This window comes from Nocardioides sp. Root190, from assembly GCF_001428565.1.
Classification (GTDB): domain Bacteria; phylum Actinomycetota; class Actinomycetes; order Propionibacteriales; family Nocardioidaceae; genus Nocardioides.
The window spans coordinates 93,625-111,451 of sequence record NZ_LMIA01000001.1; the positions used below are offsets into that span (position 1 = coordinate 93,625).

The following is a 17,827-nucleotide window of genomic DNA, read 5'->3' on the forward strand; positions in this document are numbered from 1 at the left end:
ATGGTGGGCTCCTTCAGACCGGTGCGGCGTCGGACTCGACGTCGTCTGCGAAATCGCAGAATGCGTCATAGGCGCGGGGGCCGTGGATGGTGGCGGGGCCGCCCTTCATCAAGAAGGTGACGCCGATGGCCTCGGCAGCTTCCTGTCGGCTGGCTCCGGCGCGTGCGGCAGCCTGGGCGTGCGATGCGATGCATCCGTCGCAGCCTTCGACCACCCCGATGGCCAGGGCGATCAGCTCCTTGGTCTTCACGTCGAGCTCACCGGCGGTGAAGGCCGCCTTGTGGAGTTCACCGAAACCCTTGTAGACCGCTGGGATCGCACGTCGTAGCTCGCGGTGCAGCGGCGCAAGATCGGCCAGAACTTCCTTGCCGTGCTGGGCATGGGTGGTCGTGGTGCTCATGGTGGTTCCTTCCGTCGGACGAGTGATCAGGGGCGGCGATGGTCAGCCGTGGGCGAAGCGGATGTCGGGGAGGATCCGGGTCAGCCAGCGAGGCGCCCACCAGGCCGCGCGTCCGGTCAGGCGAAGCAGCACCGGCAGCAGGACCAGCCGGACGAGGAAGGCGTCGAGAAGCACGGCGATGCCGAGGATGATGCCCATCTCCTTGGGCGGCAGGGGGCCCGAGAGCGCGAAGGTGAAGAAGACCGCGACCATGACCGCACCGGCGGCGAAGATCAACCTCCCGGAGTGGGCGACCGCGCCGACCATGGCGTCATGTGGGTCGCCGCTTCGTTCGTGGTGCTCCTTGGCCGAGGCGAGCAGGAAGACCGTGTAGTCCATCGCGATGGCGAAGATCATGGCGAAGAAGAACACCGGAGCCCAGGCATCCAGGAACCCTTGGGACTCGAATCCGAAGAACCCCGCGCCCCAGCCTTCCTGGAAGATCAGCCTGGCCACCCCGAAGGCCGCGGCAGTCGAGAGCAGGCTCACCAAGGTGCCCAGCAAGGCGATCAGTGGCGCCTGGAGTGCGACGAGAAGCAAGAGGAAGCCGAGCGCCAGGATCACTCCGACCACCAGTGGGGTCGAGTCATCGAGCTGGGTCTTCAGGTCGAGGTTCTCCACCGCCGCACCCCCGACCAGGGCCGTGGAGGGAAGGTCGGCACGCAGCCGGTCGACCGTCGCGGCCAGGGCCGGATCGGACGGGTCGACCGTGGGGACGGCCTGGATCAGCGACAGACCAGAGCCATCCGGTGCCGGCGATGCGGGCACGGAACCGGCAATCCCGGGATCATCGGCCACCACAGCGGCGGCCTCCACGGCCTGGGCCTGATCGACGATGACCTGCAGGGTTCCGGGGGCGCCGGGACCGAAGCTCTCCTGAACGAGGTCGTAGCCGATCCGGGCCGAAGCATCGTCCGGCAGCACCTTGATCGACGGCATCGCCGTCGTCACGCCGACGATCGGCGCTGCCAGGACGCCCAGGACGACGAGGGAACCCAGCCCCCAGACCAACGGCCGCTTCCACAGGCGCTCTCCCCACGCCGCGAAGCGGGCGGAGCGGTGCTCTCCCTCGCGGGCCCAGGGAAGGGAGAACTTGTTGATCCGGTCGTCGAGCTCGAAGAGCACCAACGGCAACAGCGTCAGGGTCGCGCCGAGGACGAACAGGACCGCCAGCATGATCCCGCCAGCCATCGATCGGAATGACGGGGAGGGCACCAACATCACCGCGGACAGCGAGATCAGCACCGTGGCGCCGGAGAGGAGCACAGCCTTGCCGGCGGTGTCCATGGTCTCCGCGATCGCCGCCCGCGGCGATCCATGCGCAGCCATCCGCGCGGCGCGGTAGCGAACGACCAGGAACAGGGCGTAGTCGATGCCCAGCGCGAGCGCGAACATCATCGCGAAGTTCATTGCCCAGATGGACACCGGGACGAATTGGTTGATGAGCACCAACGAACCAGCCGAGGCAACCAAGCCGGAGATGGTCAGGAGCAGCGGGAGGCCGGCCGCCACGAGGGCACCGAACGCGAGCACCAGGATCGCCAACGTCACCGGCCAGGAGAACAACTCCGACTTCAACATCGCGCTCAGATTGGCCTCGTTGAAGTCCGACCACAGCAGCGACGCACCCGTCGGGTTCACCGTCACTCCGTCGCCAGACAGCTCCTCGAGTGGCCCCTTGACGTCATCGGCCACCCGGACCATCTCGTTGGTGTCAGCCCCTGCGCCGGCCAGCAGCACGGCTGTCGTGCCGTCCTGGCTCAGGGTTGCTCCGGCCTGTGGCTGGACCACCTCGGCGATTCGCGGATCCGTGTCGAGCATCGCGGTCGCCCGCGCCAGCACTTCGGCGCCGACTCCTTCGGTGACCGGCCCCTCGGCGGAACGGACAACCACCTGGATGGCCGAGCTCGCGTTGCCGCCGAAGTGATCGCGGGCCAGCTCGCGGGCAGCGACTGACTGCGATCCGTCGGCCTGCCATCCAGCACCAGAGAGGTCGCTCTCCACTCGTGGTGCGAAAGCGCCGAGCCCGACGATCAGGAGCACCCAGACCGCGGCCGTCGTACGACGTCGGCGGGTCACCCACACGCCCAGCCGACCCAGCGGACCGGGACGGAAACCAATCTCCGGGTCGAGGTCGGTACGGGACGGGTGCGACGCGGTGGCGGTCATGGATCACTCTCTCCTTGGGGAATGCGACATACCCTAGGGGGTATATTGAACTGGAGTCAAACACCCCCCGGGGTATCGTCCAATGCAATCCAGTACCCGCCACAGGAGGCAGCCCGATGAGCAGCTACACGATGACCGCGACCGTGGAACGGGGTTTCCCGGAGACCCTCGAACTCGTCCGCGGCGCCCTGGCCGCGGAAGGTTTCGGGATCATCACCGAGATCGACATGAGCGCGACACTGAAGGCCAAGCTCGATGTCGAGATGCCTCCCCAGGTCATCCTCGGGGCATGTCGCCCGGCACTGGCCCATCAGGCCCTGCTGGCCGACCCGTCCATCGCGACACTGCTTCCCTGCAACGTGGTAGTTCGCAGCGCGCGAACGACATCCACCACCGTCGAGGCGTTCGATCCTGCATTCTTGGCCGGGATGGTCGACAGCGAGGAGGTCCGCACCGTGGCAGCCGATGCTCGAGAGCGGTTGACCAGAGTCCTCGAGTCTCTCGAGAAGGAGAACTGACAATGCAGCTCGACGCCGTGGCCATGAAGCCAGTGGTGAACCGGATCAAACGCGCCCAGGGTCAACTCGCCGGCGTTGTGAAGATGCTCGAGGAGGGCCGCGACTGCGAAGACGTCGTCACCCAGCTGGCAGCGGTCTCCAAGGCCCTCGACCGGGCCGGCTTCGCGATCGTCGCCACAGGGCTCCAGCAGTGCATCACCGAGGGCGGCGCCGACAGCCTGGACGTCAAGAAGATGGAGAAGTTGTTCCTGTCCCTGGCATGAGGGCGCGCCACACTTCACAGGTCCGGCGGACGAGGATCGTCTGGCGCGTCAGCAACGCTGCGGTGCGGGCTACGATGAGAAAACCCCCGACGACGGCCTCACGCCGCGCAATCTGCCGTACTCAACGCGTGATGCCGGGTTCCCAGGATCGGTGGTGGGATTCCGGTACCTCCTCGACGGAGACGCCGGACCCGATGTGGCCCCGGATCCGGGGTTGCTCCTGCTACCCGGGGACATGAATGTGACGACGGTGACGCAGATCCTTGCGACCATCCATGGCCAGTCCGGCGGCGGGACGTCACTCCCCGACCTCCTCTGCATGGACTGCGCCCAGACCCTCCGCCTGACGGCCGTGGGCATGACTCTCACGAACACCGCCGGGCACAGGACGGTCGTCGGGGCGTCAGGGCTCATCGCCTCGCGGGTCGAGGAACTGCAGTCGGACGTGGGAGAAGGCCCGAGCGTCGATGCGTCGCTGGCCAGCCGGAGCGTCATCCACGACGACCTCATGATCGACTCCGGCGCCAGGTGGCCGATCTTCGCGCCTGCCGCCGTTGCCGCGGGCATCCGGGGGGTGAGCGCGCTTCCGCTGCGGGTCGGCGGGGTCAGGCTCGGCAGTCTCGGGCTCTATCGGTCGAGCCCCGGACACCTGGACGACGCCCAGAGCGACACGGCCGAAACCTATGCGGCCGCCGCCGTCGCCGTGCTGGTCGGCCTCCAGGGCGAGGCGACAGAGACCGCGCTCCACCCCGATCTCGCCGCGCCCATGGCCTACCGGGCCGTGATCCACCAAGCGACCGGCTTTCTGTCGGTCAAGGCATCGCTGGAGATGTCCGAAGCGCTGTTGCTGCTGCGCGCGAACGCGTTCGCCGCTGACCGGCCGCTCGTCGACGTCGCCCACGACGTGCTCTCGGGCCAGCTGCGGCTCCACCCGGAGGAAAAAGAGGATGATTGAGGAACGGACGCCCGCTGCTCCCCACGGGGCGCTCGGCTGGAGGAGATGGCCATGACGAATGAACTGCGACTGACCCGAGTCTTCGTTGAGCTCGCGGACACCTTGATCGACGAGTTCGACGTGCTCGACTTCCTGTCAGTCCTGACTGACAGAAGTGTCGGGCTGCTGAATGCCGATGCGGCTGGCGTCATCCTCCTCGACCCGCACGGCGTCATGCACGTCGTCGCATCGACGAGTGACCAGGCGCAGCTCCTCGAGCTCCTCGAGCTGCAGAACGAGGAAGGCCCTTGTCTCGACTGCCTGGCGACCGGTCGAGCGGTCGTCAACGTCGGGCTCGCCGAGGCTCAGGAACGGTGGCCGGCCTTCACCCGCGCGCTGGCCGACGGCGGATTCCAGTCCGCCCATGCCATCCCGCTGCGCCTTCGGGACTCGGTCGTCGGGGCGATGAACCTGTTCTGCACCACCGAGTCCCGCTTGAGTGACGACGACGTCGCCGTGGGACAGGCGTTGGCAGACATCGCCACCATCGGCTTGCTCCAGGAACGGGCGGTCCGGCAGTCCGGTCTCATCGCCGAGCAGCTCCAGGCAGCACTCGACAACCGCGTGCTGATCGAGCAGGCGAAGGGCTCCCTGATGGCGAGCGCCGGTCTCGACGTCGACCAGGCCTTCCAGCTCATGCGCACCTACAGCCGCCGCAACAACGTGTCCGTCAGGGAAACCGCACGCCGGGTGGCAGAACGTTCTCTGAGCGTCGATCAGCTGAGACAGAGCTGACCATCGTGACCGGTCGCACTCGAACCGAAAGGTCTCTGGCGCGCCGCCGATCCTCGGTGTAGACATGGTCAGGTATCGATCGACCCGCCCGGACCCCGCGAGTCCACGTTCATCACGAACGAACGGACTGGGCCATGGCGAGGGTCAACGAACCACCGGACGGGAATTCCGCGAGCGAAGGGATCCCTCCGCTCCACCACACCGAGACACACCCGATGGGCGGCGAGTTCCCGCACGCTCGCACGCAACGCTCGGGCGCGCCGAGTCGCGCGATGCGGATCACCATCATCGGCCACCACACCCTGCTGGCGGACTCGATCGCGGTGACGCTGGAGCGAGAGGGACATCTCGTCGCGACGGTCGACTTCTCCCACCCGCAGTCGTCCCTGGCCACGGCTCTCGCCGCCGCGCTCCGCAGCATGGGGCGGTTGGTACTGCTGGAACACGACCTTGGTCACATCGGCAACGGAATGCGCCTGATCGCACCGCTGACCACGGCGGGGGCGACGGTCGTCCTCATCACCGAGTCGCGGAACCAGGTCCATTGGGGCGAAGCCATCCAGCAGGGCGCCAAGGACGTCCTCCACAAGTCGCGCTCGCTCAAGGACGTGGTGACCATCGCCCAACGGGTGCGTGACGGCCTGCCGCTGATGTCTCGCGATGAGCGGGCCACGCTGGTCCACACTGCCGTCACCGATCGAGAAGAAGCACGCACGTTCCGGGCCAGGTTGGATCGCCTCACCGAACCCGAGATGGCGGTGCTCGGAGCACTGATGAAAGGCGCGTCGGCGCTGGACATCGCGCGAACGCGGCTGACGACCAAGGAGACCGTGCGAAGCCAGATCAAGTCGATCCTCGCGAAGCTCGAGGTCACCTCACAGCTCGCAGCAGTGGGCGCCGCACATCGGGTCGCCTGGGAGCCACCACTGCGCTGACCGTGGACTACCTGTCCGTAGTACTGATGGTTCGGCCGGGTCGGCGACGGCGAGCAGCGGTTCACCCTCGCTGACTTGCTCATCGCCGACCTGACCGCCTGAGCCGCTACCCGGCGCGGGTCGCCAGCTCCTCGCGCAGCGCGGCGATCTCCGCCTCGGCGGCGGCCAGGCGCTCGCGCATCGCGGCATGCACCGGCTCGAGCTCGGCAGCGCTGTAGCGCGGCGTGATGTGCTGCGGGCAGTTCCATTCGAAGGCCTCGACGGCGACGACGATCGCGCGCTCGACGACGGCATCGGAGCTCGGATCAGCGAGCCTCTCCACCAGCTCCGGCTCGTCGGCGAGTGTCACCACCCGGGCGCGGCCGAAGACCTTCAGGCGCTGCCGGCCGGCGTGGTCCATGGCGATGAGCGAGACCCGGTCGTCGTGGGCGAGGTTGCCGACGCTGACGTACTGCAGGTTGCCCTTGAAGTCGGCCCAGCCGATCATGTGGTCGTCGAGGACGCGCAGGAAGCCGGGAGGCCCGCCGCGGTGCTGGACGTAGGGCCACCCGGTCTCGCTCACGGACGCAAGGAAGAAGGCGTCCCGCTCCTCGAGGTAGTCCCGCTCGTGCGGGCCGAGCGGGTCCGGCCCGGAGCGGTCCGCGATCCCGCGCGCCGCCTTGGCGCCGTAGAAGTCCCGGCTGCCGTGACGCTCCTGGACCTGCTGGACCGTGTCGGTGAACGCGATCGCGGCGTAGTGCTTGTTCATCACAGCTCCTGTCGTTGGCGGCGGGCATGGCGGGCGACTCGTGCGCGGTTGCCGCAGACGGCCGACGAGCACCACTGCCGCTTGGCGTGGGTGGCGACGAACAGCAGGCTGCAGGCGTCGGACGCGCAGACCCGGAGCCGGTCCGCCGACGACCCCGTCACGACGTCGATCGCCGACCGGGCGACGGCGCCGACGGTGAGCGCCACCGAGTCCTGCGTCCCCCACGACGTACGAAGCCCGGCGCCCGCGGTGACGATCGCGAGCTGCGGGGCAGACGGCGCGTCGGCGGCTGCGGCATTGACCGCTGACACCGCGGAACGGTCGAAGGGGAGGTTGTCGAGGTGGCTCAGCAGAACCGAGCGGACGGCGCTGCGCAGGTCGGCGGTCTGCCCCGGCGAGGGCGCCGTGGCACCGGGGGGCAGCCGGTGCGCCTGCAGCGCCCAGAACGCGGCGTGCCGTTCGTCGTCGACGAGCAGCTCCACCGCCGGGTCCGTCGCCACGGTCACCGTGTTGGCCAGGTCGACGGCGAGCGGCTCGCCGGCGAGGAGCAGGCCCGCGGCAGCGACGTCGTCGTGGGCGAAGGGGGCCGCGGGGCTGCGCATGACTCGAGCATAGGTGCCTAATGCTTTCTAATCAACTTATTCATTAGCAGGTCTGGCGCGACCAGTAGGGTCGCCCCATGACGATCAACGTTGTCGCGACCATCCCGCTCGACCCCGCCCGCGCAGCCGAGGCCGGGCCCGCTCTCGCCGAGCTGGCCGCCGCCTCCGCCGAGGACGAGGGGTGCCTGCGCTACGACGTGTACCCGTCCGCGTCCGTGCCCGGCACCTACGTGACGATCGAGGAGTGGCGTGCCCAGGAGGACCTGGACGCCCACATGAGCCAGCCCCACGTGGCCAAGGCCTTCGAGGTCGCCGGCCCGCTGCTGGCCGGCGAGGTCGTCATCCACGTTCTCGGCGCTCTCTGAGCTCTTCCCCTCCGCAGACCCATCCGGGCGGAGGCGGGGAACGAATCACCGGCGTGCGCCCCTCCGACCGGCTCCGCGCCGCCACCCTGCACGCCAGCGCCCGCTTCACGGTGCGCTACGGCCGGGAGCTGCGCTTCGCAGGCCGAGACCTGCCCCGGCCCACGCGCCGCCGCTACGCGACCCGCCACGGCCGGGTCTCGACCCTGGAGTACGGCGATCCAGGGACGCCCGCGCTCGTGCACTTCCATGGCGGCGCCTGGCTGATGCGCTACCCCCAGATGGACGACTGGTGGTGTCGCTACCTGGCCGCGGAGGCGGGGGTGCGGGTGGTCAACGTCGACTTCCGCGCCGGCCCCTTCGTCGCCTATCCCGTCGCCCAGCACCAGTGCCACGACGTCGCCGCGGCCGTGGCCGAGCAGGGCGCACCGGTGGCCGTCGGCGGATTCTCCAGCGGCGGCGGACTCGCCGCGTCCGTGGCGCTGCAGGCACGCGATCTCGGCTCCTTCACCCCACGACTCCAGGTGCTCGGCGTACCCGCCCTCGACCTCGCCTCCGACCTGCCACCGGGCCCCGGAATGATCTCCGCGTCGCTGCGGGGACTGGTACGCCGGGTCTACTTCCCTGACCCCGCCAGCCGGCACGAGCCCTACGCCTCCCCCGTGCTCGCCGAGGACCTGACCGGCCTGCCGCCGGCGATCGTGCTCACCGCGGAGCGCGACACGTTGCGACGCGACGGCGACCGGTACGCCGAGCGTCTGCGTGACGCCGGCGTCGAGGTTATCCACGACGTCACGCCTGGAGTCGACCACTACTTCCTCACCGAGGACCCGGACCGGGCTCGTCGGACGATGGCGATGGTCGCGGCGCAGGTGCGAGAGCGGCTGTCCGGGTGAGGGTTCCCAACCGGCGCGTCAGTCGCGCTGCGGTGGTGCAGATCCGTCGGACTCGGCCGCCTGCGCCCGGCGCGCCTCTACGTCTGCCAGGTGATCGATCGGCTGATCTCGTCGTACTGGTGAATGAGGAAGTTCCAGTTGGCCACCGCGAGTGGCCAGTCCACGCCGTCAGGCGCCAGAACGCCCAAAGCGTTCTACCCGTCCGAACCGGATACCCCTGTACCCATCTCATGTCACCGACAGCGGGCGAAGCTGTCGAGCCTCGCCTCCCGCGAGAGCGCTGTGGAAACGCGCCTTCACGTCGACGAGATGGACACCGTCGGGAGTCACGATCACCGGATTGAGGTCGAGCTCCACCAACTCCGGCACGTCGATCGCGAGCTGCCCGATCCGCGTGACGGTTTCGGCCAGGTCCTCGGTCGCCAACGGGGCCGCACCCCGGAACCCGTCGAGCAGGGGCCATGTCGTCATGCTCCTCAGCGCCCGCATCACCTCGTCCGCGCTGAAGGGGGGAACGAGGAGCACTCGGTCGGTCGCCAGCTCGGTCGTGATCCCGCCGGGCGCGATCATCACCAGTGGGCCGAGCGAGGGGTCGCGCACGAGCCCGAGGGCGACCTCGGTGCCGCGGACCATCGGCTGCACGACGACCCGGCCCGCGGCGCCCTCGGCGGCGAAGCGAGCGACCGCGTCGGCGACCTGGGAGCCGCTGACAAGGCCCGTCGCGACCAACCGCCGCTCGGTCCGGTGCACGACGTCGGCTGACACGACCTTGACCGCGACTGGGAAGCCCAGGCCGGCAGCGGCACGCGGAGCATCCTCACCACCGACGACCACGCCGATCAGGCCCAACCCGTATCGCTGGAGCAGCGAGGACGCCTGCTCAGGTGACGCCCACCCGTCGGCGGTGCCGGCCTCCACCAACGAGCGCGCATCCGCCCGGGCGCTGAGGGCGCGCCGGGCGTCGGGGGCAGGAGCGAGACCCACCGGCACACGCCGCCACTGGACGTAGCGGGCAACTCTGCCCAAGGCGTCCACGGCAGCCCTCGCGGAGGGCATCGTCGTGACGCCGGGAGGCGCAGCAGCACTGCCGCCCACGAGCACGACGAGGAGTGGACGGTCGGCGTGCCGCGCACGGACGTCGGACAGCACCGCATGCGCTGCGTCGACATCGTTGGTGTCGGTCGCCACCAGCACGACCACGACCGAGTCGACCTCTCCTGAGGAGAGGACCCTCTCAACCACCGCACCGAGCTGCTCGGCGTCAGCGCCCGCTCCGACGTCGACCGGATTGGTCGCGCCCGAAGTGTTCGCCACCACTATCTGGACCTGTGACTGCAGCTGTGGGGACAGCTCGGTCACGACCAGGCCAGCCTCTTCGGCGGCGTCCGCGGCCAGGATGCCGAGCCCGCCGGCGTTGCTGATGACGGCGAGCCGCGGACCTGCGGGCAGCGGCTCACTGGTCAGGACGGTCACCGTCTCGGCCAGGCTCTCGGCGTCATGGCAGTCGATGACCCCCGACTGCGCGAACAGGGCCCGGACGCCGGCATCGGGCGAGGCCGCCGCGGCCGTGTGGGACTGACCAGCGCGTCGACCGCTCGTCGACCGGCCACCGACCACCGCAACAAGGGGCTTGCGTTCCGCGAAGGCGCGGGCGAAGCGCGCGAATTTCCGGGCATTCCCGAAGGACTCCAGGTAGAGCGCCGCGCAGGTGACGTCCGGGTCGTCGTACCACGCAGCGAGCAGGTCGTTGCCCGAGACGTCGACCTTGTTGCCCAAGGAGACGAACGAGCGAACGCCCACCTCCGCCTTGGCGAGGAGCTCCATCAACGCGATGCCGACTCCGCCGGACTGGCTTGCGACCGCAAGGCCCCCGGACGGGATCGCGCCGAGCCCGAAGGTCGCGTTCAACCGGACATCCGGGTCGTTGCAGAGCACGCCCAGGCAGTTGGGCCCGACGAGACGGACGCCGCGGCGCCGGGCCAACGCGCCGAGCTCTGCCTGCAGCCGCGTGCCCTCCTCGCCCATCTCTCCGAAGCCCGAAGCGATCACCACCGCCGCGCCGACGCCGTGAGCGGTGGCGTCGTCCAGCGCGTGCAGCACACCGGACGCCGGCACAGCGATGACAGCCAGGTCGCAGAGCGGCGCACCAGCCAGGGAGGCTCGCGTCGGCACCCCACCGACAGGTTCACCTCTGGGATGAACCACCACGAGCGACCCGGCGAATCCGCCTCGCACGATGGCGGCCAGGATCGCTGCTCCCAGTCCCGATCCGTCGCGCCGTACGCCGTACAGCGCAACCGATCGTGGCGTCAGCAAGGGCCGCAAGGATCGTGCCTCGGAGGAGAACTCGCGACGGTCAGCAGCCGTCTGCGCCACCGCCGTGACGGTGATGTCCAGCCGCAGCTCGACCTCGCCGCCGTCGCGGTGCGTGGTGGTGTGGAACCCCGCGTCGGCGAAGACCTCGAGCATGCGCGCGTTCTCGGCAAGGACGAGTGCGGTGAATCGGTGGATCCCACGGTCCCGTGCCGCGGCGGCGAGATGCTCCAGCAGCAGGGTGCCGAGCCCATGGCCGCGCAGCTCGTCATCGACGAGGAACGCAACCTCGGCGGAAGTGCCGTCGACGGGTTCTGCCGTCGCCAGGCCGATGGCCCGATCTCCCGACCAGGCGACGCGTGCGATGGTGCTCGATGAGGAGAGGACGTGCTCCACGTAGGCATGGGCGGGCACGCTGCCTCCGGTGAAGAACCGGAGCCAGAGCGAGGTCCGCGACGCCCGCTGGTGAAGGTCGTCCAGCGCGGCGCCGTCCCCGGGCCGGATCGTACGGATGGTGGCCACGGCGCCGTCCGCGAGGAGCACGTCGGCAGTCGTCATCACCACACCCTCCGCACGGGCAGCTCGTCGGTGCAGCTCCAGCCGGTGCCGATCCGACGACCTGTGATCTCGTCCCACCGGAGACGGAACCAGGTCGCGTCCTGGATGCGTGCCCAGCGCGGTGGGCCGGGCGTGTGCCTCTCCGCCTCGGTGAGCTCCTCCGGGGTCACCCGCTCGCCGGTCCCCCGCGCCACCACCGACCAACCATGGTGGCGCTCGTGATTGACGTGATCGACCTCGAGGAGCACGCGCGCCCCGTCGGCACACCGGTCGATCAGGGAGCCGGGAGCCGTCCGCACCAGGACCGAACCTTCGACAGTCACGTAGTTGACCGGCAGCACTTCGATCCGGTCCGCGCCGACGTCGAGGACCAGTCGGCCGAACACCCCGGCGCGGAGCAGGGTCAGGCACTCCTCCTGGTCGAGGTCGGCGACGGCGCTCACGAGCCGCACCCGCCGCGCCACGGTCCTGGTCCGCTGTCAGGCATCGCCGAGGGGGCGGGGACGCCAGGTGCATGAGCAGAGGAGTTCGCGGTCACCTCTCGATCATCGACGGCCGGCACGCTCGACCACAGGGTCGAAGGTCCCCCGCTCCGGAGACCGACGTCCTCAGCTCCGGGGAACGGACCAGACGATGGTGGTGCCCTCACCCTGCTGGGTCCTGATGGTCAGCGACCCGCCGCGTCGCTCGGCTCGCGTCCTGATGTTCGCCAGCCCGCTCTCCGCGCCCTCACCGGTGATCCCGCGACCATCGTCGCGCACGGTCAGGACGATGACCTCCCCTGCCTCGAGGACCACCTCGATGGCGGTGGCCTCGGCGTGGCGGCTGGCGTTGGACAGCCCCTCGGCGAGGACAGCGAGCAGGTCCGGTGCCAGTCCCGGGTCCACCAAGGTCCGCACCGGTCCCTCGAAACGTAGGACCGGCCGGAACTTGAGCGTCGCCGCCGCGCGCTCGACGAGACGCGTCACCTCGGCCTGGACGTCACCGGCGGTCTCGAGCGAGCTCAGTCCGAAGATGGCGCGCCGGATGTCCTTGATCGTCGCGTCGAGGTCATCGACCGCCTGGTCGAGACGGGCAACGACCTCGGGTCGGTCCACCATGCGCGTCGCTCCCTGGAGGCCGAGGCCGACGGCGAAGAGCCGTTGGATGACGAGGTCGTGCAGGTCGCGACCGATCCGGTCACGGTCCTCGAAGACGGCAAGCCTGCGCTGGTCCTCCCTTGCCTCGGTGAGCTGCATGGCGAGGGATGCCTGCTCGGCGTACGACGCCACGAGCTGCGCGTCCAACGTGTAGTAGCGGTCCTCGTTGTCGCTGGTCCAGGCCAGCGACAACGTTCCCCTGGAGTGCCCCGTGGGCGTGAACGGCACCGCGAGCACGGGTCCGATCTCGGCGAGGCCCGGGGCCGCGTCGACGACCGTCCGGGAACCGTGAAGGTCCTCCACCGCACATGGCTCGCCCTTCTCGAGCGCGCCGCGGGATGCATCGTCGGAGGTCAGCGCCTCAACCGTGTCCTCGGTCCAGGGCCGACCCGCGAGGGCGACGACCTGCAGGTCGTCGGCATCGGGTTCACCGACGAGGATCCACGCCGCGTCGGCAGAGCACACGCGTCGCGCTCCTTCGGCGACAGCGGCATAGGACTCCTGCGTCGACTTGTGCGTCCCCAGAGCCGAGCCGATCTCAGCAGAGGCTCGGGCCCAGGCCTCGCGGGCCGTCGTCTCTTCGTACAGTCGCGCGTTCTCGATGGCCACACCAGCCGCGGCCGCGAGGGCCACGACCACTTCCTCGTCCTCGACCGTGAAATCTCCACCACCGACCTTCTCGGTCAGGTAGAGGTTGCCGAAGACACGATCCCTGATCCTGACCGGAACGCCCAGGAACGAGCTCATCGGCGGATGATTGGCGGGGAATCCGTACGAGGCGGCATGCTCGGCGATGTCGTGCAGACGAAGCGGCTCGGGACGGTCGATGATCAGCCCCAGCAGGCCGTGGCCCGTTGGCAGGTCACCGATCTCAGCCGCGATGTCGTCCGAGATGCCATGGTGGACGAAGGTCCGCAGACGACGTCGCCTGCCCGCGCTGAGCACGCCGAGTGCCGCGTACTCCGCATCGACCAGGCGACTCGCGATCGCGACGATCCGAGCGAGCACGCCGTCGAGGCTGAGGTCGGCCGAGATGGTGACCACGGCATCCAGGAGGAGCTGCAGCCGCGCCTGCTGGTCCAGCGCCCCGTGCATCCGGTCCAGGACCGCATGGACCAGGTCCTCGAACTCGACGCCGTCGAGACCAGGTGTTCGAGTGCGGATCACGTGATCGTCGTCGGCTGCGCCCATTGCGCTCACGCCCCTCTCCCCAACGTGCTGAACGCTAACAGTCGAGCGCAGTCCAGAGGGGCCGAAAGGCCCGCTCGACGAGGACCGCTCGACCCTGCAGCGACAGCTCCAGGGTGACCAGACTGGACTCGTTGCCCAACCAAGGAGGCGGAGTCCCATGCCCACACAAGACGTTCATCCCGGCAGACTCGTGGTGCTCAACGACATCGAGTGCTGGGAGCTGCTCCAGTCACGTCCCGTCGGGCGCATCGCTTGGTTCGGGCTCCAAGGAGTGTCCGTGATCCCGGTCAACTTCGAGGTCGCCGACAATGCGATCGTCCTGCGCACCACGCCGTACTCGATGATGGCGCGCGACAGCGCCGATCGTCAGGTGGCCTTCGAGGTCGACCTCATCGACGATGAGCACCACTCCGGTTGGAGCGTCCTCGCGCGAGGCAGGTGTACCCGCCTGCACAGATCACCCGACACTCCGGGCCCGTGGGTCACCGGCCCGAGGATCCTGGGGATGCGCATCGAGGTCCAGTCGATCAGCGGGCGCCGGATCCTGCAGCCTGACAAGGACTGACGGCTGGGTCCGTCAGTCGGGAGCGACCGGAGGCGTGTGCTTGACCGAGTAGATCGCCGCCTGCGTCCGGCTCGACATCCCGAGCTTGGCGAGCAGCGACGAGACGTAGTTCTTGACCGTCTTCTCGGCCAGGTGGATCTCCCGGGCGATCTGCCGGTTCGTGAGCCCCTTCCCGATCAGGTCGAGGACCCGCAACTCCTGGTCGGTCAGGGACTCCAGTTCCTTGTCGACCTTCGGCCCGGACCGGATCCTCTCCAGAACCTGCGCCGTGACCGACGGGTCGAGGGTCGACTGACCCGCTGCGACGCGCCGCACGATGTCGAGCAGGTCGTTGCCGCGCACCTGCTTGAGCACGTAACCGGACGCTCCGGCCATGATGGCCGAGAACAGCGCGTCGTCGTCGTCGTACGACGTCAGGATGAGCGCCTTGATCGACGGATCCTGGGACCGGATGTCGCGGCACACGTCGATTCCCGACCCGTCCGGCAGCCGACCGTCGAGGATCGCGACATCGGGGCGGAGCGCGGGGATGCGTCGCGTGGCCTCCTGCGCCGAGTCGGACTCGCCCACCACGACGATGTCGCCCTCGCTCTCGAGGAGGTCGCGGATCCCGCGTCGGATCATCTCGTGGTCGTCGAGAAGGTAGACGCGGACAGGCTGACGATCACCGTCGGTCGAGTGCTCACTCACCCGCCCACCGTAGCCCGACAGCGCGGCCCACACTGCCCGATCGGAGAGGACTTTCGGCCCTGCCGCACACGAGGGAACGGCGCCGAGACTCGTCGGAGGCACAGGAGCGGAGGACCACCCATGACGACAACGTCCCAACCCAGGACGGACGCGGCACCGGCGGTGCTCGTCCGGCGTCTGGTGCAGTTCGCTTGCCTGGCTCCCAGCGTGCACAACACCCAACCCTGGCGGTGGAGGTACGACGGCCTCGTCCTGACACTCCTTGCCGACGAGGACCGTCGACTGACCAGCTCCGATCCCAGCGGTCGCAACCTGACGATCAGCTGCGGCGCCGCGCTGCACCACCTGCAGTTCGCGGCGCGCGCGCTGGCGTGCGATGCCTTCGTCACCCTTGCCCCTGATCACGCCCCCGACGGCGAGCTCGCCCGGATCCGGATCCACCGTGTGCCGGGACGACCGGTCGTCGGCGAGGACATCGAGCTCATCCGGTCTCGTTGCACCGACCGGCGCCGATTCACCGCCTGGCCGGTGCCCGATCACCGGATGCTGCAGCTCTGTCAGGTCGCCGAACCCTGGGGCGTGAGGGCCGCCGCGGTTCTCAGCGACCGCGACCGCATCCGCCTCGAGCTGCTCGCCAACCGTGCGCTGACCTTCCTGGACCTCGAGGCGGAGCGCCGCGTCGAACAGGACGGATGGATCGACCACGGTCCGGTCGACGGCATTCCGCTGGACCATCTGCCCGACGCGCCGAACCCCTTGCAGGCACGAACCCGCTTTCGTCCGGGTCTGCTCGAGGACACACGCCTGGTCATCCACGGCGGCGACCGGGTGATCGCCATCGGTGCAGCGACCGATGACCGGACCAGTTGGCTCCGCGCCGGGCAGGCGCTCAGCGCAGTCTGGCTGGAAGCTGCCCGAGGAGGGTTGTCCGTCGTGCCGATGAGCCAGCCCATCGAGGTGGAGAGCATTCGGCGGGAGATCGCGAAGTCGGTCCTCGGCAACGCGTTCCAGCCCCACATCCTCCTCCAGATCGGGCTCCAGGCAATCGGACGCCGAGAGCTGCCGCGCACGCCCCGTCGTCCTGTCGAAGAAGTGCTCGACGCCCGTTCCGACTGAGGCGCGTACGGACGCAGTGGCAGGCCCCGTGCATGCCTTGCGTCCGTTTCGGGGGCCGAAGGTCCCGATGGTCCGGGCAGTCTGGCCATGGGCCGGGAGGTACCCGGATTCCTAGCGTGGTCACGTCAAGCCCCTCACGACGCCAGGAGCGCCCTCGTGGACCCGACCGACATCGCGCGGTGGCAGTTCGCCATCACGACCGTCTACCACTTCCTCTTCGTCCCCATCACGATCGGCCTCTCGGCCATCATCGCCGGCTACGAGATCACCTGGCTCCGCACCCGCGACGAGCGCTGGCTCCGCCTCACCAAGTTCTTCGGAAAGCTCTTCCTCATCAACTTCGCAATCGGCGTGGTGACCGGCATCGTGCAGGAGTTCCAGTTCGGCATGAACTGGAGCGACTACTCACGGTTCGTCGGGGACGTCTTCGGCGCACCCCTGGCCATCGAGGGACTGCTCGCCTTCTTCCTCGAGTCGACCTTCCTGGGGCTGTGGATCTTCGGCTGGGACCGGCTTTCCGGCAGGCTCCACGCCGCGTGCATGGTGCTCGTCCACCTCGGCACCCTCTTCTCGGCCTACTTCATCCTCGCCGCGAACTCCTGGATGCAGAACCCGGTCGGCTTCGCCTACAACCCCGACACCGGACGGGCGGAGATGAACGACTTCGCCGCGGTGATGCTCAACAAGGTGCAGCTGGCGACCTTTCCCCACGTCATCCTCTCCGCCTACATGACAGGAGCCGCCTTCGTCGTCGGCATCGCCCTGTGGCACCTGCGACGCAGCCGCGCCGAGCGCGACGAAGCGCTGTTCGGCCCAGCGGTGCGCAGCGGCGCCTGGATCGTCCTCGTCGCGGCTCTCGGCGTCGTCATCACCGGTGACGTGCAGGGCAAGATCATGACCGAGGTCCAGCCGATGAAGATGGCCGCGGCCGAAGGCCTCTACGAGACCGAGAAGCCCGCCGACTTCTCCCTCTTCCAGCTCGGCACCCTCGACGGCGAGCAGGAGACCTTCTCCTTCAAGGTCCCGGGGATGCTCTCCTACCTCGCGACCGGCACACCGGGGGGTGAGGTCCAGGGGATCAACGACCTGCGCGAGCAGTACCGCGAGACGTACGGCGCCGACCCGGGTGCGGCGTACTACTCCCCCGGCGACTACACCCCCGTCATCCCACTGACCTACTGGACCTTCCGCCTGATGATGGGGCTCGGCATGGCCGGCGCCGCCGTCGCAGCGTGGATCCTCTGGGCGACCCGCCGCGGCAGCACCTCGGGCGGCCGCTCAGTCCTGGCGGCGGCGATCGCGCTGCCCTTCCTCCCGCTCCTCGCCAACTCCTTCGGCTGGATCTTCACGGAGATGGGGCGCCAGCCGTGGGCGGTGTTCGGCCTGATGACGACCGAGCACTCGGTCTCGCCGGGTTTGACGACGACCGAGGCGTGGATCTCACTGCTCACCCTGAGCGCCGTGTACGGCGTCCTCGCCGTCGTCGAGGTCCGCCTCCTCCTGACCTGGATCCGACGCGGCGCGGACGAGCTGCCCGCGGACGATCCCACCTCGGGCGACGACCGCCCGCTCGCCTTCGCCTACTGACCGAGGA

General features: G+C 69.1%; 18 protein-coding genes. 10 read left to right on the plus strand and 8 right to left on the minus strand.

All coding sequences use genetic code 11. The features are described 5' to 3' along the window. Positions 1-13 precede the first annotated feature (13 nt). The gene (locus tag ASE01_RS00470) at positions 14-400 is read right to left on the minus strand and encodes a carboxymuconolactone decarboxylase family protein (protein WP_056747707.1); all 387 of its coding nucleotides are present in this window, start codon (positions 398-400) and stop codon (positions 14-16) included. A gap of 42 nt (positions 401-442) precedes the next feature. After that, positions 443-2,608: an MMPL family transporter gene (locus tag ASE01_RS00475; protein ID WP_056747709.1), complete on the minus strand. Its 2,166-nt coding sequence runs from the start codon at positions 2,606-2,608 to the stop codon at positions 443-445. Positions 2,609-2,739: 131 nt separating this feature from the next. Between ASE01_RS00475 and ASE01_RS00480 the strand changes: the two genes are divergently transcribed. The 5 genes from ASE01_RS00480 (at position 2,740) to ASE01_RS00500 (ending at position 6,053) form a co-directional block, all read left to right on the plus strand. Next, positions 2,740-3,126, plus strand: coding sequence for a DUF302 domain-containing protein (locus ASE01_RS00480; protein ID WP_235535813.1), 387 nt, complete (start codon positions 2,740-2,742; stop codon positions 3,124-3,126). Further along, positions 3,123-3,389, plus strand: coding sequence for a metal-sensitive transcriptional regulator (locus ASE01_RS00485; RefSeq protein WP_414858523.1), 267 nt, complete (start codon positions 3,123-3,125; stop codon positions 3,387-3,389). Before ASE01_RS00480 ends, ASE01_RS00485 begins: the two co-directional genes overlap by 4 nt. Positions 3,390-3,639: 250 nt before the next feature. Continuing rightward, positions 3,640-4,344, plus strand: a complete 705-nt coding sequence (locus ASE01_RS00490) for a GAF and ANTAR domain-containing protein (RefSeq protein WP_157537020.1) — start codon at positions 3,640-3,642, stop codon at positions 4,342-4,344. A gap of 51 nt (positions 4,345-4,395) precedes the next feature. Beyond that, on the plus strand, positions 4,396-5,118 hold the full coding sequence (locus tag ASE01_RS00495; RefSeq protein WP_056747719.1) for a GAF and ANTAR domain-containing protein: 723 nt from the start codon (positions 4,396-4,398) through the stop codon (positions 5,116-5,118). Between the two features lie 272 nt (positions 5,119-5,390). Beyond that, positions 5,391-6,053 carry a helix-turn-helix transcriptional regulator gene (locus tag ASE01_RS00500; protein ID WP_162260253.1) on the plus strand — a complete coding sequence of 221 codons (663 nt, stop codon included), beginning with the start codon at positions 5,391-5,393 and terminating at the stop codon, positions 6,051-6,053. 106 nt (positions 6,054-6,159) lie between these two features. Here ASE01_RS00500 and ASE01_RS00505 read toward each other — a convergent pair whose 3' ends face one another. Further along, positions 6,160-6,801, minus strand: coding sequence for a pyridoxamine 5'-phosphate oxidase family protein (locus tag ASE01_RS00505; RefSeq protein ID WP_056747722.1), 642 nt, complete (start codon positions 6,799-6,801; stop codon positions 6,160-6,162). After that, entirely contained in the window at positions 6,801-7,403 is a 603-nt protein-coding gene (locus tag ASE01_RS00510; RefSeq protein WP_056747724.1) for an ABATE domain-containing protein, read from the minus strand. The genes ASE01_RS00505 and ASE01_RS00510 overlap by 1 nt, the downstream gene beginning before the upstream one ends. A gap of 77 nt (positions 7,404-7,480) precedes the next feature. Between ASE01_RS00510 and ASE01_RS00515 the strand changes: the two genes are divergently transcribed. Continuing rightward, entirely contained in the window at positions 7,481-7,768 is a 288-nt protein-coding gene (locus ASE01_RS00515) for a putative quinol monooxygenase (protein ID WP_056747726.1), read from the plus strand. A gap of 53 nt (positions 7,769-7,821) precedes the next feature. Beyond that, entirely contained in the window at positions 7,822-8,661 is an 840-nt protein-coding gene (locus tag ASE01_RS00520; RefSeq protein WP_200958705.1) for an alpha/beta hydrolase, read from the plus strand. Positions 8,662-8,889: 228 nt separating this feature from the next. Here ASE01_RS00520 and ASE01_RS00525 read toward each other — a convergent pair whose 3' ends face one another. The 3 genes from ASE01_RS00525 to ASE01_RS00535 form a co-directional block, all read right to left on the minus strand. Further along, on the minus strand, positions 8,890-11,532 hold the full coding sequence (locus ASE01_RS00525) for a bifunctional GNAT family N-acetyltransferase/acetate--CoA ligase family protein (protein WP_157537021.1): 2,643 nt from the start codon (positions 11,530-11,532) through the stop codon (positions 8,890-8,892). Beyond that, entirely contained in the window at positions 11,532-11,984 is a 453-nt protein-coding gene (locus ASE01_RS00530; protein WP_056747729.1) for a pyridoxamine 5'-phosphate oxidase family protein, read from the minus strand. The genes ASE01_RS00525 and ASE01_RS00530 overlap by 1 nt, the downstream gene beginning before the upstream one ends. Before the next feature lie 156 nt (positions 11,985-12,140). After that, positions 12,141-13,862 (minus strand): GAF domain-containing sensor histidine kinase, encoded by a 1,722-nt coding sequence (locus tag ASE01_RS00535; protein ID WP_056747731.1) that lies wholly within the window; start codon positions 13,860-13,862, stop codon positions 12,141-12,143. Between the two features lie 157 nt (positions 13,863-14,019). On the opposite strand from ASE01_RS00535, the gene ASE01_RS00540 reads away from it, so the two are divergent. Further along, positions 14,020-14,427, plus strand: a complete 408-nt coding sequence (locus ASE01_RS00540; protein ID WP_082605683.1) for a pyridoxamine 5'-phosphate oxidase family protein — start codon at positions 14,020-14,022, stop codon at positions 14,425-14,427. Positions 14,428-14,439: 12 nt separating this feature from the next. Here the strand turns inward: ASE01_RS00540 and ASE01_RS25115 are convergent, their stop codons facing one another. After that, positions 14,440-15,117, minus strand: a complete 678-nt coding sequence (locus tag ASE01_RS25115) for a response regulator (RefSeq protein WP_268788641.1) — start codon at positions 15,115-15,117, stop codon at positions 14,440-14,442. Positions 15,118-15,237: 120 nt separating this feature from the next. Between ASE01_RS25115 and ASE01_RS25120 the strand changes: the two genes are divergently transcribed. Both ASE01_RS25120 and ASE01_RS00555 read left to right on the plus strand, forming a co-directional pair. After that, positions 15,238-16,233, plus strand: coding sequence for an Acg family FMN-binding oxidoreductase (locus ASE01_RS25120; protein WP_414858521.1), 996 nt, complete (start codon positions 15,238-15,240; stop codon positions 16,231-16,233). Between the two features lie 156 nt (positions 16,234-16,389). Next, positions 16,390-17,820, plus strand: coding sequence for a cytochrome ubiquinol oxidase subunit I (locus ASE01_RS00555; protein ID WP_056747737.1), 1,431 nt, complete (start codon positions 16,390-16,392; stop codon positions 17,818-17,820). Positions 17,821-17,827: the final 7 nt, after the last annotated feature.

Excerpts from the sequence above, each read along its gene's own strand:
- ASE01_RS00470 (WP_056747707.1), bottom strand. The coding sequence starts at position 400 with ATGAGCACCACGACCACCCATGCCCAGCACGGCAAGGAAGTTCTGGCC.
- ASE01_RS00475 (WP_056747709.1), bottom strand. The coding sequence starts at position 2,608 with ATGACCGCCACCGCGTCGCACCCGTCCCGTACCGACCTCGACCCGGAG.
- ASE01_RS00480 (WP_235535813.1), top strand. The coding sequence starts at position 2,740 with ATGACCGCGACCGTGGAACGGGGTTTCCCGGAGACCCTCGAACTCGTC.
- ASE01_RS00495 (WP_056747719.1), top strand. The coding sequence starts at position 4,396 with ATGACGAATGAACTGCGACTGACCCGAGTCTTCGTTGAGCTCGCGGAC.
- ASE01_RS00500 (WP_162260253.1), top strand. The coding sequence starts at position 5,391 with ATGCGGATCACCATCATCGGCCACCACACCCTGCTGGCGGACTCGATC.
- ASE01_RS00505 (WP_056747722.1), bottom strand. The coding sequence starts at position 6,801 with ATGAACAAGCACTACGCCGCGATCGCGTTCACCGACACGGTCCAGCAG.
- ASE01_RS00510 (WP_056747724.1), bottom strand. The coding sequence starts at position 7,403 with ATGCGCAGCCCCGCGGCCCCCTTCGCCCACGACGACGTCGCTGCCGCG.
- ASE01_RS00515 (WP_056747726.1), top strand. The coding sequence starts at position 7,481 with ATGACGATCAACGTTGTCGCGACCATCCCGCTCGACCCCGCCCGCGCA.
- ASE01_RS00525 (WP_157537021.1), bottom strand. The coding sequence starts at position 11,532 with ATGACGACTGCCGACGTGCTCCTCGCGGACGGCGCCGTGGCCACCATC.
- ASE01_RS00535 (WP_056747731.1), bottom strand. The coding sequence starts at position 13,862 with ATGGGCGCAGCCGACGACGATCACGTGATCCGCACTCGAACACCTGGT.
- ASE01_RS00540 (WP_082605683.1), top strand. The coding sequence starts at position 14,020 with ATGCCCACACAAGACGTTCATCCCGGCAGACTCGTGGTGCTCAACGAC.
- ASE01_RS25120 (WP_414858521.1), top strand. The coding sequence starts at position 15,238 with ATGACGACAACGTCCCAACCCAGGACGGACGCGGCACCGGCGGTGCTC.